Source organism: Mycetocola miduiensis (assembly GCF_900115155.1).
GTDB classification, from domain to species: Bacteria; Actinomycetota; Actinomycetes; order Actinomycetales; family Microbacteriaceae; genus Mycetocola_A; species Mycetocola_A miduiensis.
Map to the genome: position 1 here is coordinate 98,007 of NZ_FOVM01000005.1, position 16,273 is coordinate 114,279.

The window sequence follows — 16,273 nt, forward strand, 5'->3', positions numbered from 1 at the left end:
GTTCAGACCCTGGCGAGCTCGGGCGGGACGACGTCGTCGAGGGACTTCCCTCGCTTATCGGCGAGCGCCAGTGCGGCACCGGCGGCGATGAGGAAGAAGACGGCAAACACGCTGAAGAGCAGGACGTTGCCGCCGACCCCGGTGAGCAGCGGCACTGCGAGCGGGGCGAGGATCGAGGCGATGCGCCCAACGCCGGCAGCCCACCCCGATCCGGTCGCGCGAAGCGCGGTCGGATACAGCTCAGGGGTCACGGCGTAGAGCGCACCCCAGGCACCGAGGTTGAAGAACGACAGCAGCATGCCCGCGCCGATCACCTGCCATTCAGCCCCCGCGAGCCCGAAGAGCACGGCGGAGACGGCGGACCCGGCGAGGAAGACCGCAAGCGTCCTGTTCCTGCCCCACTTCTCGACCAGCCAGGCGGCGACGAGGTAACCGGGCAGCTGCGCGAGGGTGATGATGAGGGTGTAGCCAAAGGAGCGGACAAGCGAGAATCCGGATGCCACGAGGATCGTCGGCAACCAGACGAACGCACCGTAGTACGCGAAGTTCACGCAGAACCAGACGAGCCAGAGCGCCGCAGTCTGCACCCGGTGGGGCCGGGCCCACAGCGCTGCCACCTGGCGACCGGCGCGAACGCGCGGCTGGGTGGGGGCGTCCCCCAGCGGGAGGGGCTGGTCGGGAGGTTTCACGCCGGCCGACCGTTCGAAGCGCTGAACCGTCGCTTCGGCTTCGGCGACCCGACCCCTCGACTCGAGGAACCGAACGGACTCAGGCAGACCGAACCGGACGACGGCCGCGTACACGGCAGGAACGGCGCCGATGGCCAGCGCCCAGCGCCATCCTTCAGCGCTCGCAGGAACAACGACGAATCCGATGATCGCCGCGAGGGTCCACCCAACGGCCCAGAACGCCTCGAGCAGGACGATGACCCGTCCGCGGATTCGCGGCGGGGCGAACTCCGATACGAGGGTCGAGGCCACCGGGAGTTCAGCTCCGAGCCCGAGCCCGACGAGGAAGCGGAGAGCGATGAGCGCCCCGACCGACCAGGCAAGCGCCGACGCGCCGGTGGCGACTCCGAAGACCAGCAGTGTGATCGCGAAGACCTGGCGCCGTCCGAACCGGTCGGCGAGGAGCCCACCGAGGCTCGCCCCGATCGCCATCCCGATGAAACCTGCCGACGCGATCCAGCTCAGTTCCGTGCCGGTCAGGCTCCACGTCACGGCCAGCTGCGCGAGGACGAAGGAGATGAGTCCGACGTCCATCGCGTCGAGCGCCCAGCCCATGCCTGAGCCGACGAGCAGCTTTCGATGCTCTTTCGTGAAGGGCAGGGCGTCCAGCCGCGCCAGCCGCGTGGTCGGGCGTTCGGTTTCGCTCATTCCATCATTCTCTCGCGTGCAGCGGTGTCAGGAGCGCGCGTCGACCTCGAACTGTTCCGAGAGGAGACGCAACGTGGTGGTTCGGCCGGGCGTCCGGTCAGCCGGCTCGGCGTCGAACGCTGACGCCGACGGCGACACCATGACTTCGTCTACGTCGAAACGCCGGGCGAGTTCGCGGACCCGGCGGGCGGCGGCGACCGGTTCGTCGATGATCCAGCTGTCCAGCGACGCCGCGATGAATTCGTCCTGCAGCGGGGTCATCGTCGTGGCCTGTGCCTCCTCCACCGTTGCCAGCCGCTCCAGGCGCTCGTTCGTCCTCAGCCGTGCCATGTGCTGCAGGTTCGGGAGCGCAAGGGCGAGAGCCTCGGATGCCGTCGGCGCGACCACCACGTTCGCGGTCACGAAGGTGCGCGGGGCGTCAAGCAGCGGCGACGCACGGAACTGGCTGCGGTAGATCTCCAGAGCGCGTTCGGCACCCGCACCGGCGAAGTGGTGGGCGAAAACGTATGGCAGCCCGAGCGATGCGGCGAGGGTCGCCGAATATTCGCTTGAGCCGAGAAGCCAGATGTCAGGCGAACTGGTGGCCGCCGGGGTCGCCCGGAGTTCATACTCTGACCCATTCGTGAGCCGGACGGTCGCCCCATCGGAACTAAGCAGGGCAGCGATGTCGCTGACGTAGTTCGGGAAGCTGTTCACATCGCTGGTGGCCCCCGAGCGGTTCAGGACCGCGGTCACCACCGGGTCGCTTCCAGGGGCACGGCCGAGGCCGAGGTCGATCCGGCCAGGCGCCGCCGCTTCGAGCAGCGCGAACTGCTCCGCGACGACGAGCGGTGCGTGGTTGGGCAGCATGACCCCACCGGACCCGACCCGGATCTGCTTCGTGTGGGACGCGATAATGCCGATGATCACCGCCGGGTTCGTCGACGCGACCGACGGCATGTTGTGGTGCTCAGCCACCCAGTAGCGCTCATAGCCGAGGTCGTCGGCTACCCGGGCCAGGTCAAGGGATGCGGCGAGCGCCTCGCTGGAGGACTGCCGCGAACGAACAGGGACGAGATCAAGAACAGAGAGTTTCACACACACAACCTTTCGTTGAACCCAAGTCACTGCCCCCTCGAAGAATTCCCGCCAGCGGTCGCCGGCTGGCGAACGCCGAGCTCAGGCGAGCAGTTGCTGCCAGCCGGTCCCTGCTGCGTGCTCGAACACGAGGTTCGTCTCGGTGTGGGCAACGGCGGGGTGACCGGTCAGGTACTGCACCACGAATTCGCGAAGGTCCGCGGTGCTGCGCGCCGCCACATGCATGAGGTAGTCGTCACGGCCGCCCATGTGGAACATCGACAGCACGCCAGGCCAGGTGGGCGCCTCACGACGAAACTTCTGGATGTCGGCACGATTGTGCTGCGCAAGCTGTACGGCGATGAGGGCCTGGAGCGGCGCCCCGAGAACGGCGAGGTCGATGTCGGCGTGGTATCCGGTGATATGGCCCGACTGGTGAAGCCGACGCAGGCGGAGCGACACCGTTGACTCGGCGAGCCCGAGGTCTGTCGCGAGCTGGGACCCGGATGCCCTCGCGTTGGCTGAGAGGGCACGGAGTAGTGCGCGATCGGTACTGTCAAGCTGCGGCTTCTTCGGTTCCATTGCTGCTTCCCCTCGCGCCTTTGCATTATCTGCGGCAAAAATGCCGTACCCCCAGAGTACCTGTTAGTGCTCTTGTGCGCGATCGAAGAAGATGCTGAGATTCCCGCATGCTCAACGATGACGCACGGTTGGAGACTCTCGCCGTCCACGGCGGTATGGACGGATTGCGGACGAGCGGAGGCCACGTTCCGCCGATTGACCTGTCGACGACGAATTCGCTGCCGGGAATCGAATCCGGCGGTGACTCATACGAGAACCTGGCGACCGGGCATCCGCTGGCTGATGGCGCCTCGGCGGTCTACCAGCGACTGTGGCAGCCGGGGGTTGCGCGGTTCGAAGAGTCGCTTGCTGCGCTGGAGGGCGCGGAGGGCGCAGTCGCGTTCAGCACGGGCATGGCCGCGCTCTCCGCCGTGCTGATCGCCGTGTCCCGGGCGGGCTCCGGCCACGTGGTCGCTCTCCGCCCTCTTTACGGAGGGACCGACCATGTGCTCGAATCCGGTTTCCTCGGCACGAGCGTTACCTGGTGTTCTGCGGATGAGGTGGCGGGCGCTCTCCGCCCCGACACCGGCCTGGTGATCCTCGAGTCCCCGGCGAACCCGACTCTCGACCTGATCGACATCGCCGCCGTCGTCGAACAGGCCGGCACGGTGCCTGTCATCGTGGACAACACGTTCGCCTCCCCCGTCCTGCAGCAGCCGCTGAGGTGCGGGGCGACTCTCGTGATGCACAGCGCCACGAAGTACCTCGGCGGCCACGGCGATGTCATGGGCGGCGTGGTCGGCGGTCCCGAGGACTGGATGGTGCGCCTGCGCCAGGTGCGCGCCCTCACCGGTGGGCTGCTGCACCCGTTTGCCGCGTATCTGCTCCACCGCGGCCTGCGCACACTGCCGATTCGTGTGCGGGCGCAGCAGGAGACCGCAGCGCTCCTCGCCGCACGGCTCGACGGGCACCCGGCGGTGCGCGAGGTGCTGTATCCAGGGCTTGCCGGCCGCGACCCGGAGCACTTGATCGGTCGCCAGCTCGCCGGCCCCGGATCGATTCTCGCCCTCGACCTTGGCAGTTTCGCGGCGGCCCGGGCATTCACCGAGGCCTGCACCCTGGTTACCCACGCCGTGTCCCTCGGCGGGGTGGACTCACTCGTGCAGCATCCGGCATCGCTCACCCATCGCCCCGTCGCCGAGCAAGCGCGCCCGGGTGCGGGGATCGTGCGCTTGTCGATCGGGCTCGAGCACGTCGAGGACCTCGCGACGGACCTCTTCCGGGCGCTCGACGCGGCCGCGGCGGCCACCGATATCTGGCCGGGAGTACTGACAAACGGATTCCCGGCGCAATAGGCTTCGCCGCATGACCATCCTCATCACGATCGCCGCGACCCTGTCGGCCGCGATCCACGTGCTGATCTTCTATTGGGAGTCTCTGGCATGGACCAGGCCAGCGGTCTGGAAACGGTTCGGGCTTCTGAGCGCTGAGGACGCCGAGACCACGAAGGTCTTCGCATACAACCAGGGCTTCTACAACCTGTTCCTCGCGATCGGCGCGCTCATCGGCTCGATTTTGTATGGGCTAGGGGCGACGGATGCCGGATTCGCGCTCGGCCTGTTCTCCGTGTCGTGCATGTTCGCAGCGGCGATCGTGCTGCTGACCAGCGGGCCTGGTCGGCTGCGGGCAGCAGCCGTCCAGGGGGTCTTTCCGCTTCTCACCATCGTGCTCTACATTGCGAGCCGGGTAACGGAGAGTTAAGCCGGCTCAGCCACGATCGCGTAGAGGTCGTAGTCGGCCAGCCGTTCCCTACCGCCGAGGCCTTGCAACTCGAGCACGAGGCCCATACCGGCCACCGCGTATCCCGCACGTTCGACCAGCCGAGCGGCTGCGCTACAGCTGCCGCCCGTCGCCAGCACGTCATCGAGAATCAGGATCCGCGACCCGGCGGCGACTTGGCCGGGTTTGATCTCGAGGGTCGCGGATCCGTATTCAAGCGCGTAATCCTCGGAGATGACGACACCCGGCAGCTTGCCCCCTTTCCGAACCGCGACGAGCGGCACGTGGGAAGCGTATGCGAGCGCTGCGGCGAGGAGGAACCCGCGGGCTTCGACGCCGGCGACGGCGTCGAAGCGGCCGGCGAATCGCGCAGCCAGGTCGTCGATCACCGCGGTGAAGGCTTCCGCGTCGGCGAAAACGGGGGTCAGATCACGAAACACGATCCCGGGCTTCGGAAAGTCCGGGATCGTGTTGCTTCGTTCGAGAACGAGGTCTGAGACGTTCAAGCGTTACTTCACACCAAGAAGGTCGATGACGAAGATAAGGGTCTGGCCGGACAGCGGGTGGTTGCCGCCAGCGGCGCCGTAGGCAAGGCTCGGCGGAACGGTCAGCTTGCGGCGACCGCCGACCTTCATTCCGGGGATGCCTTCCTGCCAGCCTGCGATGAGGTTGCGGAGCGGAAAGTTGATCGACTCGCCGCGGCTCCAGGACGAGTCGAACTCGTCGCCGGAGTCGTACGAGACGCCCAGGTAGTGCACGTTGACGGTCGAGGAGGCCTGTGCCTCGTCGCCGTCGCCGACGATGAGGTCTACGACCTCGAGTTCAGTGGGGGCTGGGCCCTCCGGGGCGTCGATCTCGGGCTTGGTGTTCTGCGATTCGGTCATGGAACCATCCAACCCCCTCACCGCCCACGCGTCAAAGCGGGAACGACGATAACGAGCGGGACGCCGATAAGCTCTGGCGCGTGACCCACAGAGATTACGCCGCCCTCACAAGGAACGTGGCCCCGGCCGAGGTGAAGGCTTTTCGCGAATGGGCCAGGACCTCAGGCTGGGTGCGGGCCACGCGCCCACCGGTCTCCGCCACGCAGGTGGTCTTTGTGGTCCTGTTTGTCATCTTTTTCCTGGTCATTCTGGTGATGATGGCGTCCATCGCCGGCTCCCTGTTCTCGCAAAGCGTCCTCATCGGCGCGGGCGTCCTCGCCCCGATCGTCGTGTTGGGCCTGGTCGCCGCAGCCGGGGTGGCTGCCTGGCGCGGATGGACGGGCACCGGAGCGACCTGGCAGAAGCGCCTGCGTCTTCGCGAATTCGCTTCGGCCCGCGGATGCTCCTATGCCGCCCATCTTTCGTCTCCCGCTTATCCGGGAATGATTTTCGACATCGGCACGGACCGGCGGTCGTACGACTCGGTTCGGGCCACGTCCGGCCGGGCACTGGACGTGGCCAACTACCGGTACACGGTGAAAAGGGACAAGAGCAGCACCGTCTACCGCCGGGGTTACCTGGCCCTGAAACTCGATCGCCGGCTGCCACACATTGTGCTCGACGCGACGAGCAACAACCTGCTGTTCGGCTCCAGCTTGCCGCGCCGGTTCGGCAAGAGCTCGGCGCTCTCACTTGAGGGCGATTTCGATCGCTATTTCACTCTCTACTGCCCTCCCGAGTACGGGCGCGACGCACTGTACGTTTTCACCCCTGACCTGATGGCGCTCCTCATCGACGAGTCGTCCGCGTTCGACGTCGAGATCGTGGATGACTGGATGTTCGTCTACTCGACGGAGCCGTTCGACCTGCTGCGGCCGGCCGTCTGGCAGCGACTCGACCAGATCGTCGACACCGTCGGGTCGAAGACGCTCCGCCAGACCGAACGTTACGCTGACGAGCGGGTGGACGACGCGAGCCTCAACATCGTCGCACCACAGGGCCGGCGGATGAGGCGAGGCATGTCCCCTGCGGCGATCGCCCTGTTTGTCGCAGGGCTTCTCGGCTTCGTGGCCTTCCACGCCCTGCGCTTCTGGGCATGACCGACTTCTAGGCCTGATCGGGTTCTGAGCCTGACCGAGTTCCGGGCCTGACCGAGGGGCTGAGCCAGAGAAAAAACCTTGCGCTCCGAACTCGTCCGGTGCATGCTGGAGACAGAACAACAACTCATCGCCCCGTCGACCTGCAGGCACTGCCGCGGCACAGGGCGATGAGTCTGTTAACGGCATATATTGCCTCACCTGGCGTCGCCTCAGCGCCGGCGGATGTGTCAGCGCCCGAGGATGCGCTCCCGCGCAGCGGCCACGGAATTCAGGAGCTCACCTTCCGTCCGTCGATGCACGAGCTCGTTCCGTCCGGTGATCATTCGTTGGCGGGTCATCGCGAGTCGGGTGGCATCCTGGGTGAAAGTCTTCATCGCTGCGCCCCGGTTCTCTGGGAGCGTTCTGGCCCAGGCCTGGGCCTGACGGCGACCGGGCCAGGTGGCGAGCATCTCTACTTCCGTCGGGGTGAACCATCCGGCGCGCGCGTATTCGCCGAGCCGCGCCCGGGTCAGCCGGATCTCGTGGCGCCTCACCAGCACTGTCATGAGGAGGAGGGCGAGAAAGATGGGAACCTGTACCAGCACGAAGTACGACGCGTACGACTCGAGCGACGTGACGAGGAACGTAGCGCCGTTCCAGAGAGCGTGCAGCAGGGTGGCGCCCGCCAGACCCGCGAGGAAGTAGCCGATCGCGCCGCGGCCGGCATGCCGCCGGGCGGCGAGTCCGAGAGCAAGACCGGTGAGCGCTGTGAACGTGGCGTGGGCGAACGGCGCCATGATGGCGCGCATGAAGAAGGTGAGCCCGAGCTCATCGAGCCCTCCCTGGACCAGCGCCAGCCCGAAGTACTGGATGTTCTCGGTGAACGCAAAACCGGCGGCGATCACGATGGCGTAAACGAGGCCGTCGACCGGCCCGGAGAAGTGCTTGCTCGCTGCGAAGAAGAGAATCAGGAGCCCAAGTCCCTTCGCCAGTTCCTCGACGATGGGTGCCTGCACGGTCGCACCGAAGACGGCATCCGCGTTCTGGCCCGTTGTCAGGAACGCCGCAAGCTGCACGCCCAGGTCCACGAGGAGGGCGATCGCCACCGATGCGGCAGCACCCCAGAGGAAAGCGAAGGCAAGGGCCAGCCGTGGTTCCGGCTCCCACCGATCGATCCAGGCCACGGCTGCAAGCACGACGACAAGCGGGAGCAGCGCCGCGAAAAACCCGACAGCGGCGGCACCTGGTCCGAGAAAGACCGTGAGGTACCCGAACACGACGAGGAAAACGATGCCGAGGGTGACGACGCCGAGGATACCGAGAATGACGGCACCCGAGCCTCGCTGCACTGGACCGCTCCACACGGGTCGCGCAGGATATGGCGCGCGAACGGGCTGCGGATGATCGAGAGGCGAGGAGGACATGCGAACAGAGTAGCGCCCGGCGCTGCCCGCCCGACCGGCATCCTGAGGTCGGCTAGGTTAGGACAGTGAGATTCTCGCATTTCGTCAATGAGGCGAACACCGGCTCCCCCGTCCGACTTGCACTGGTGCACGGAGACGATGCACTCTTTCTCGACGAGGTCCTCGACGATGCCCCCGAGACACTGCAGCAGCTGATCGAACGGGGCGACGAGGAACTCCAGCGGGTTCGCACCCACTCACATGTCGCCATCAGCCAGGGTGTCGAGCTCACGCCGATCGACGGTCTCCGCCACGCGTCGGCTGTCCTCAGGACACCGCAGATCATCGCCATCGGCCTGAATTACTCCGCGCACTCCTCGGAACTGAATTTCAAGGCCGACAAGGCGCCGACGGTCTTTTCACTCTGGCCGAACTCCCTCACCGGTCATGGCAGCACAACTGCGTGGCCGCGGGCCCTCAGCGAATCAATCGACTACGAGGCCGAACTCGGTGTGATCATCGGCAAACCCGCCAAGGACGTGTCAGAGGCGGATGCTCTCGACTACGTGTTCGGGTACACCGTCGTCAACGACATCACGGCCCGCGACATCCAGTATTCGGAAGCGCAGTGGTCGAGGTGCAAGTCGTTCGACGGCTTCACCCCGACCGGTCCGAGCGTCGTCACCAGGGACGAAGTCCCCGACCCGCAGAACCTCCACATCTCCACGGTGCTCGACGGCCACCTCATGCAGGACTCGTCGACGGGAATGATGATCCGGTCGGTGGCGACACTGATCTCCTATCTGTCGCGCTCGGCGACGCTGCAGCCAGGCACACTCATCTCCACAGGGAGCCCGGGCGGAGCAGGCTACTCCCGTGACCCGCAGGTGTTCCTGCGCGACCGGTCGACGGTGACGGTGTCCGTCGAAGGAATCGGCGAACTCACCACACACTGCCGGATGACCTGAGCCGCCTGTCAGGGCTGCCCGCTCCCCTCCAGGCTGGTGTGGACCTCACCCTCGGTGCTGGTCGGGGCGGTGCCGTCGAGAATCGGGATCGCCGTGGTGAGTGACTCGAGGCCGGAGAGTCGCGCCGGCGATAGCTGCCTGGTCACTTCTTCACGCGTCATCAACTCGGATTCGACGACGAGATCGGCGATGTTGCGCTTGGTGAGCAGCGCCGTCTTGGCCAGCGCGGCGGCCGCGGAGTACCCGATGAACGGGGTCAGGGCGGTGATCACGCCGACGGAGGATCCGACCATGGTCTGGAGCCGTTCCTCGTTGGCGGTGATACCGTCGATGCAGTTGATCCGCAGGGTGTGGCAGGCCTGGGCCATCCAGGTGATGCTCTGAAGCAGGGAGTGGGCGATGACCGGCTCGAAGGCGTTGAGCTGCAGCTGGCCCGCCTCGGCTGCCATCGTCACGGTCATGTCGGCACCGACCACAGAGAAGGCCACCTGGTTGACGACCTCGGGAATGACCGGGTTGACCTTTCCTGGCATGATGCTCGACCCGGCCTGCACGGCGGGAAGGTTGATCTCTCCGAATCCGGCCTGGGGGCCGCTCGACAGGAGGCGCAGGTCGTTGCAGATCTTCGACAGCTTGATCGCCGACCGTTTGAGGGTCCCGCTGAACGACATGAAGGCGCCCGCGTCGCTCGTCGATTCGATCAGGTCGGGTGCGGTCTCGCAGGAGAGCCCGGTGATCCGGTTGAGGTGGCTGACGACGGTCGCCGCGTATCGCGGGTCCGCTGTGATGCCCGTACCGATGGCCGTTGCACCGAGGTTGATTTCGGCGAGCAGCCAGCGGGTCTCGACGAGCCGTGCGTGATCTTCGCCGAGGGTCGTGGCGAAGCCGTGGAATTCCTGGCCCAGGGTCATCGGAACGGCATCCTGCAATTGGGTTCGACCCACTTTGAGGAGGTGGCGGAACTCGGCGGACTTGCGCGAGAACGAATCCTGCAGGAGGGCGAGCTCGTCGAGCAGTGTCTGCAGCGAGAATGACAGGGCGATCTTGATGGCCGTGGGATAGACATCGTTCGTCGACTGGCTGCGATTGGTGTGGTCGATCGGCGAGATATACGCGTAGTCGCCTTTGGGCCTGCCGCCGAGTTCAAGCGCGACGTTGGTGATGACCTCGTTCGCGTTCATATTGGTCGAGGTTCCCGCGCCGCCCTGGATGACGCCGACGACGAACTCCTCGTGGAACTCGCCGTCGATGATGCGCTGGCACGCCTGGTCGATCAGCGAGCCTTTCTCCGCACTGAGCACCCCCAGTTCGACGTTGGCGCGGGCTGCCGCCTGCTTGACGGTCGCGAGGGCCACGATCAGGGCCGGGTAGACCGAGATCGGCCGTTTGCTGATAGGAAAGTTCTCGAGGGCTCGGGCAGTGTGGATTCCCCAGTACGCCCCGGCCGGAATTTCCATCGATCCGAGCGAATCGATCTCGGTGCGCGTTCTTTCGTCGGACGTCATTGGGGACCCCTTCGCTTGCGGTTCAATCTCGAGGCCGCGGTTGGCGGGCGTGATCAGTCTCACTATGGCTCCATTGCCTTGTCTGTGCTTGTGGCGGGACTCTCCCGACTCTACCCCGCCGCTCCAGGCTCCGGGGTGGCCCAACTGGCAGATTGGTCCCGGCCGACAAGCCACTCTGTCGCCAGCACGAAACCCCACGCCGCAGTGGTCGATAGCGGCTACATTACGTACTATGTCCGACGAATCGCACGGGCGCGGCTCTGCAGAACAACCCGCCCCGACTCAGCCCGTCAGTCCAACGGGGGCCACGCCGGCTTCAGTCGCGAAACCCCCGCGTCCCGAGATGTCAGATACGACGCCACCACCGGCTCCGTTGCCGACCACGCCGACCGGTCCCGTGAAGGTTTCGCGTTACCTCTGGCTGGCCAGCTTCGTGCTTGGCCTCGCGGTTCTCGCATTCGCGTTCCTGTCCCGCGACGACCAGATCAAACGGTTGAGCGACGTCATCGCCGACGTCGACCCCGGTCGCGCCACCGCCACCCTCACCAGCGCCGCGACAATCGTGTTCTGGTCGTGCCTCGGCGCCATCGTCGTGGTGATGGCCGTCGAAGCGCTTCTGCTCCGAGCCATTGTCCACCGTCACCGATGGGCCCGGTGGACGCAACTCCTGGTACTCGCCATCCATACCGGGGTCATGCTCCTTGCCGGAACGTTCCTCGCCCTGGGGAATCAGGGCGTGCTGATCGCCGGGCTACTGATCATGCAACTGGTGCTCGGAGTCGTGGCGCTCGTCGTCAGTGTGCTCCCCGGATCCGGCGACTGGTTCCGGGCGAAGGACGAGCCGCACGGTATTACGTCGGTCTGAGCTTGCCTGAAGCTCGGTGAAGGCCGCCTCACAACTGCGGACCACGACCCGGCACGCCTCGCCGGCCACGCTGTCGGTCAGCGGATTCTCCGCGAGCGAGCGCCAACGACGAAGATGCTCCAGCGCGGCGCCCCGCAGCTCATCCGCAGACACCGAGTCCGGCAAACCAAGGCGGTGTGGCAGGTCGAGGCCGGATCCCCCGACGATCCGTTCCGCCTCTGCGGTCAACTCCGCGGACAGGGCCAGTCCCGTTGTGCGCGCGGTAGCCAGCATCCGCATTTCGCGGAATTCGTGCGCGCTCGACTGGATTCGCTCGATCGACGCGGAGAGTTCCTCGGTGCCTGGACGCGGCCGTTCGCGCAGGAGCGTGTCGACAGCGACGAGCGCGGCCCGCGCCTTGAGCTGTGATGCACGCGCGTGGAATTGCGCTGCGATCAACCGCAGCAATTCGTCAAGGCCGCTGCGGCGAGCGAGTTCGCGTGACAGAACAGTGGAATCGGGGATGCCGCCACGAAGGAGCGCGGTGGCCAGGCGGACACCGAAGAGCCCGAAACGTTCGAGCAGCGCCATCCTGACCTCAGGACTCACGCTGACGGGTTCTTCGCCCCTCACGAATCGATCAACCGAGACGAAAAGCCGCTCCCGGTCGGTTCGGTCCAGCCGTGCAAGCTCGACGAGGGCGGAGTACTCCGTCTCGCGGAGGCTGCGCGCGCTCTGCGCCAACAGGCCGGCGACGGGAACGACACCGAGCGTCAGCGCACGCATCCGGTCGTCGTTCCGATACCGTTCCGCGATGGTGCGGGCGGAGAGCAGGGAGTCGATGCGGCCAGCACCCACCTCGTCGGCGCGGGACAGGACCGCCAGCGCATTGACGGTGCCGGACTGCCCCGCGGTTGTGTCTCGGAATGACTCCAAAAAGTTCAGGTCTGACGCGTGCATGTGTCGCAGGAGATAGACGATCGCGTCGGCTTCGGACGGCGCGTCTTCCGGAGTGAGGAACCGGATCGAACGCGCCGAGACATCCTCCGAGAGCGACGCGATGCCCGGGGTGTCGATCAGCGTGATGTTGCGCAGGCTCTTCGACGGCCAGTCCACGACCAGTCGATCCACGTCTTCGGCGCGGGCGTCGCCGATGTCGAGGAGAAGCCGCCCGTCGATGCGCCTGATCGGCAGCTCCTCCGGCTCTCCGGTGACGGGATGGAGCGTCACGCGTGGAGTGTCTGCGTACCGATACCAGGTCACGATCCGCGTGCACTCGGCGGTGTCTGTCGGAGCTATCTCCTCGCCGATGATGGCGTTGAGCAATGTCGACTTGCCGGCCTTCACCATTCCGACGATGGCGACGCGCAGCGGTTCATCCAGCCGCCGCGCGTAGGCCTCGAGCACGTCGCGTCCGATCGGGTCGTCTGTGTAAACGGCCATCGCCTCTCGAACAAGCTCGGGAACAGCGACGCTGGTCGCAGAGCTCACGCGGATGCCGCCCGCACCGGCTGCTTGTCTCTGACCGACGGGGCCTGGCTGCGCAGCGCTCCGACCCTTTTCAGCTCAAGCTTGATCTCGGTGATGCGGTGCGCCCGCTCCTGGGTGAACGAGTTCGCCGCTTTCTGCGCGGCGAGTACGGAGTCGGTCAGCGAGCGGTGGTGTTCCTCGGCGATCTCGGTGAAATGATCCCTCGTGGCGCGTTGGATGAGCCTCAGCCGGTCTTTTAGCTGCTTTCCCACCTGGAAGATGACATCGTCGATCTGACGCCTCACCAGTTGCTTGGCCTCAGCGCGGCGGCGCTGCAGGCGAGCCTCTTTGTCGTCGCGAAACGCCTTCCCGCCGATCAGGAGCCCAGCGGCTATGGAGAACGGATTGATCAGCGACATCCCGACGATGCCGGTGAGCAGACCGACCATGAGCACACCGCCATACGATCCCCGGGCGCCGATGAGAACTTTCTGCATCACGCCGAGCGTTCCCGGGTCGAGCGTCGGCATGAGCTCGACCGGATCGAGCACGTCTTCGGTGTCGTCGACCCGGATCACAGGCAGAGGCACGTCATCGTGGGCGAAGTGGTTCGCCACTTCGCCGGAAAGCCACTGCGCACGTTCGTTCGTCCAGACAAACGTATCTGAGACGCCGGCCGCCACGCGCTGGATCAGCCAGCCGGCCAATTGGTCCCACATCGGGCCGGGGTCTCCAGCGTCTATCGCCGCCTCCGCCTCGCGCTGGATGCTGCGCATCCGCTCACGCAGGTCGTGGTCCATGTCTGCGATGAGATCACCCATGCCGTCGTTGAGAGTGATCTGCCATCGTGCTGAACGTTGACGAAGTTCGTCCGCCTTCGCTTTCGCCGCCTCGAGTTCGACGATCATCTGCGGTGTGCCCTCGGGGTTCTCAAGCGCCCGGAGTTCAGCCTGGAGTGACAGGCTGAGGTGCTCGGTGACCGACATCAGGTCCTGTGCGACTGATCGCGTCTGCAGGCGCTCAGCCTTGCCGACGATCTCGTTGCGCAGGAAGGCCACGAGCTCGGGAAAACCGGACTCCGTATTGAGATCGCTGTCGCCAAGGCGGGCTGCCGTGAGACGCACATCCGATGAGACAGGGAAAAGGCGAATGTCTGTGCCCAGCCGGTCGAGATGGGCTCGATTGAGTTCCGCGACCTCCCGCCATTGCGGGTAGAGGTCGGTTTTTGCCAGTACACACGCCACGTTCGGCGAGATGCGAAGTGCCTGCTTCAGGAACTGCATTTCTGGTTCGGTGTATTCCTGCGACGCGTCGGAGACGAATAGCATCGCATCCGCCGTCGGCAGCGTTGAGAACGTAGTCACCGAATGTGTCGAATCGAGCCCGCCGACTCCCGGGGAGTCGACGAGAGACAGTCCGCCGAGGAGGATCTTGCGGGGCAGGAAGATTTCCGCAGCCATCAACCGGCGAGTGTTGTCAGGGTTGCCGCGTTCGGATACGTAGGAGGGCAGCTCTTCGAGCGCGACCTGCCTGCGTTCCAACACCGGTTCGTCTGCCGAGCCTGCACCTTCCCGGGGAACCAGGATAAGCGCCGACGGCGGGCTTCCGTATCGCACCACGGTCGGTACCGAGGTCGCAATGTCGTCATCGACGGGGCAGACGGGCGCATTGACCAGCGCGTTGATCAACTGGCTCTTACCTTGCTTGAACTCGCCGACAACGATCACCCGGATGCTGGGATCGAGAAGGCGCTGACGCGTCAGTTCGAGTCGTTTGCGCAGGTCGGGCCTTTCCCCGTCTCTCGCAAGTTCGACGCCCTGTTCGACCAGCCTGACCAGCTCCACCACGATTGCCTCCTCCCTTGGAGATCGATTGCTCCATCAGACCACACACATCGGCCCAACAGATAGCTTCCGCCAGCTGTTGGGCCGATGGTCGGGTGGGTTGATCGTCACCTCGGCATAACGCTAGGGCGCGAGGTCCGCGTCCATCTCGTCGACGATGGGTGCGTCGTCGACGAACTCGTTGCCGATCGCATTGCCGTTGCCGGAGTCGACGACGTTGTCGTTGAACAGCTCGTTGTCCTCGACGTTGATGTCGGTGTTGACCGAGTTGTCCGAGTTGTCGCTGTTGTCGGAGTTGTCCGAGTTGTCGCTGTTGTCGGAGTTGTCGGAGTTATCCGTGACGGAGTTGTCCGAGTTGTCGCTATTGTCCGAGTTGTCCGAGTTATCCGAGTTATCCGTGACGGAGTTGTCCGAGTTGTCCGAGTTGTCACTGTTGTCGGAGTTGTCGGAGTTGTCCTGAAACGAATCCGAGATGTCGACGTCCACATCCACCGAGTTGTCGGTGTTGCCCGAGTCGTTGATCGAGTTGTCGGAGTTGTCGCTGTTGTCCGAGTTGTCGCTGTTGTCCGAGTTGTCGCTGTTGTCCGAGTTGTCGCTGTTATCGGAGTTGTCGCTGTTGTCCGAGTTGTCCGAGTTGTCGTTGAACGAGTCGTTCACCGAGTTGTCGGAGTTGTCAGAGTTGTCGCTGTTGTCCGAGTTGTCAGAGTTGTCTGAGCTGTCGTTGAACGAGTCGTCGACGACGATGGCCGTCGAGTTGTCCTCCGACTGGTCCACCATGGCGTCATTACCGGCAGCGACGGCGCCGGCACCGGATGCGATGATCGCGTCGTTGTCGAACAGCTGCGTGACGTCGCCGCTCGCCCAGATGTTCTGGTTGACCGACAGGTCAGTGATGGTGTCGTTGTACGAGTAGTTGTTCACGACGTGCATGAGCTGCTGGACAGCGTGGCCGTGGTCGTCGTCATCGTGGTGGTGGTCGTCGTCATCGTGGTGGTGCTCGTCGTCATCGTGGTGGTGCTCGTCGTGGTCGTGGTCAGCGTCGTCGTCGTCGCTGTCGTGCCAGCCGCCGTCGTGGTTGCCACCGCTGGTCTGGTTGCCTCCGGCGTTGTACTCACGGTCGCCGATGACCGGAGCGTAGTCGAGGACGACCGGCATGAAGGCGTCGACATCTTCTGAGGTGACGTTGCTGAGTCCGGCGCTCTCCAGCGCAGCCTCAGGGTCTGCGCGGAATTCGGCAGCCGCAGCAGGGTCCCGAAGGAGGCTGAGCAGGAACTCGAGAAGGACTGTGGTGATTGGCATGGCGTGTTCTCGCAATCGTGATGTCAAGGTTGTGCAGTCTGTGCCGCCAGGCGGATGTCTGACGCGACTTCCACGCTAGGTTTCGGCCTTTGCCACCCGCATCGGTGATTGGTCCCCTAATGCCTGGAACCGCAATGAGGGATTCGAGCACAGCCCGTTAGGGAGC

At 65.2% G+C, this 16,273-nt stretch carries 15 protein-coding genes; 5 read left to right on the forward strand and 10 right to left on the reverse strand.

The window, feature by feature from the left end:
• Positions 1–2 precede the first annotated feature (2 nt).
• The 3 genes from BM197_RS09540 to BM197_RS09550 all read right to left on the reverse strand — a co-directional run bounded on the left by BM197_RS09540 (position 3) and on the right by BM197_RS09550 (position 3,014).
• Positions 3–1,376: an MFS transporter gene (locus BM197_RS09540; RefSeq protein ID WP_090710925.1), complete on the reverse strand. Its 1,374-nt coding sequence runs from the start codon at positions 1,374–1,376 to the stop codon at positions 3–5.
• A 27-nt stretch (positions 1,377–1,403) separates the two neighbouring features.
• On the reverse strand, positions 1,404–2,453 hold the full coding sequence (locus BM197_RS09545; protein ID WP_245762477.1) for an LLM class flavin-dependent oxidoreductase: 1,050 nt from the start codon (positions 2,451–2,453) through the stop codon (positions 1,404–1,406).
• Between the two features lie 81 nt (positions 2,454–2,534).
• The gene (locus BM197_RS09550) at positions 2,535–3,014 is read right to left on the reverse strand and encodes an Lrp/AsnC family transcriptional regulator (RefSeq protein WP_090710930.1); all 480 of its coding nucleotides are present in this window, start codon (positions 3,012–3,014) and stop codon (positions 2,535–2,537) included.
• A 107-nt stretch (positions 3,015–3,121) separates the two neighbouring features.
• On the opposite strand from BM197_RS09550, the gene BM197_RS09555 reads away from it, so the two are divergent.
• Together BM197_RS09555 and BM197_RS09560 are read left to right on the forward strand one after the other, a co-directional pair.
• Entirely contained in the window at positions 3,122–4,348 is a 1,227-nt protein-coding gene (locus BM197_RS09555; RefSeq protein ID WP_090710932.1) for a trans-sulfuration enzyme family protein, read from the forward strand.
• A gap of 10 nt (positions 4,349–4,358) precedes the next feature.
• Positions 4,359–4,754, forward strand: a complete 396-nt coding sequence (locus BM197_RS09560; RefSeq protein ID WP_090710934.1) for a DUF1304 domain-containing protein — start codon at positions 4,359–4,361, stop codon at positions 4,752–4,754.
• On the opposite strand, the gene BM197_RS09565 is transcribed toward BM197_RS09560, so the two are convergent.
• Together BM197_RS09565 and BM197_RS09570 are read right to left on the reverse strand one after the other, a co-directional pair.
• On the reverse strand, positions 4,751–5,278 hold the full coding sequence (locus BM197_RS09565; RefSeq protein WP_090710935.1) for an adenine phosphoribosyltransferase: 528 nt from the start codon (positions 5,276–5,278) through the stop codon (positions 4,751–4,753). The two genes, BM197_RS09560 and BM197_RS09565, sit on opposite strands and share 4 nt — an antisense overlap.
• 3 nt (positions 5,279–5,281) lie before the next feature.
• Positions 5,282–5,656, reverse strand: coding sequence for an FKBP-type peptidyl-prolyl cis-trans isomerase (locus BM197_RS09570; RefSeq protein WP_090710937.1), 375 nt, complete (start codon positions 5,654–5,656; stop codon positions 5,282–5,284).
• Positions 5,657–5,736: 80 nt separating this feature from the next.
• Between BM197_RS09570 and BM197_RS09575 the strand changes: the two genes are divergently transcribed.
• Positions 5,737–6,795, forward strand: coding sequence for a hypothetical protein (locus BM197_RS09575; RefSeq protein ID WP_143095046.1), 1,059 nt, complete (start codon positions 5,737–5,739; stop codon positions 6,793–6,795).
• Between the two features lie 227 nt (positions 6,796–7,022).
• On the opposite strand, the gene BM197_RS09580 is transcribed toward BM197_RS09575, so the two are convergent.
• Positions 7,023–8,123, reverse strand: a complete 1,101-nt coding sequence (locus BM197_RS09580) for a PrsW family intramembrane metalloprotease (protein WP_177216794.1) — start codon at positions 8,121–8,123, stop codon at positions 7,023–7,025.
• 140 nt (positions 8,124–8,263) lie between these two features.
• Here BM197_RS09580 and BM197_RS09585 point away from each other — a divergent pair, with 140 nt between their 5' ends.
• Complete coding sequence (locus BM197_RS09585; RefSeq protein WP_090710940.1) at positions 8,264–9,145, forward strand: fumarylacetoacetate hydrolase family protein; 882 nt, start codon at positions 8,264–8,266, stop codon at positions 9,143–9,145.
• Between the two features lie 8 nt (positions 9,146–9,153).
• Here BM197_RS09585 and BM197_RS09590 read toward each other — a convergent pair whose 3' ends face one another.
• Complete coding sequence (locus tag BM197_RS09590) at positions 9,154–10,650, reverse strand: aspartate ammonia-lyase (RefSeq protein WP_090711202.1); 1,497 nt, start codon at positions 10,648–10,650, stop codon at positions 9,154–9,156.
• A 343-nt stretch (positions 10,651–10,993) separates the two neighbouring features.
• Between BM197_RS09590 and BM197_RS16120 the strand changes: the two genes are divergently transcribed.
• A complete protein-coding gene (locus tag BM197_RS16120; RefSeq protein WP_143095047.1) occupies positions 10,994–11,515 on the forward strand; it encodes a hypothetical protein in 522 nt (173 codons plus the stop codon).
• Here the strand turns inward: BM197_RS16120 and BM197_RS09595 are convergent.
• From BM197_RS09595 to BM197_RS16305, 3 genes are all read right to left on the reverse strand, one after another.
• Positions 11,402–12,985: a dynamin family protein gene (locus tag BM197_RS09595; RefSeq protein WP_425435710.1), complete on the reverse strand. Its 1,584-nt coding sequence runs from the start codon at positions 12,983–12,985 to the stop codon at positions 11,402–11,404. The genes BM197_RS16120 and BM197_RS09595 overlap by 114 nt on opposite strands.
• On the reverse strand, positions 12,982–14,811 hold the full coding sequence (locus BM197_RS09600; protein ID WP_090710941.1) for a dynamin family protein: 1,830 nt from the start codon (positions 14,809–14,811) through the stop codon (positions 12,982–12,984). The genes BM197_RS09595 and BM197_RS09600 overlap by 4 nt, the downstream gene beginning before the upstream one ends.
• 120 nt (positions 14,812–14,931) lie before the next feature.
• The gene (locus tag BM197_RS16305) at positions 14,932–16,107 is read right to left on the reverse strand and encodes an IniB N-terminal domain-containing protein (protein ID WP_177216795.1); all 1,176 of its coding nucleotides are present in this window, start codon (positions 16,105–16,107) and stop codon (positions 14,932–14,934) included.
• Positions 16,108–16,273 lie beyond the last annotated feature (166 nt).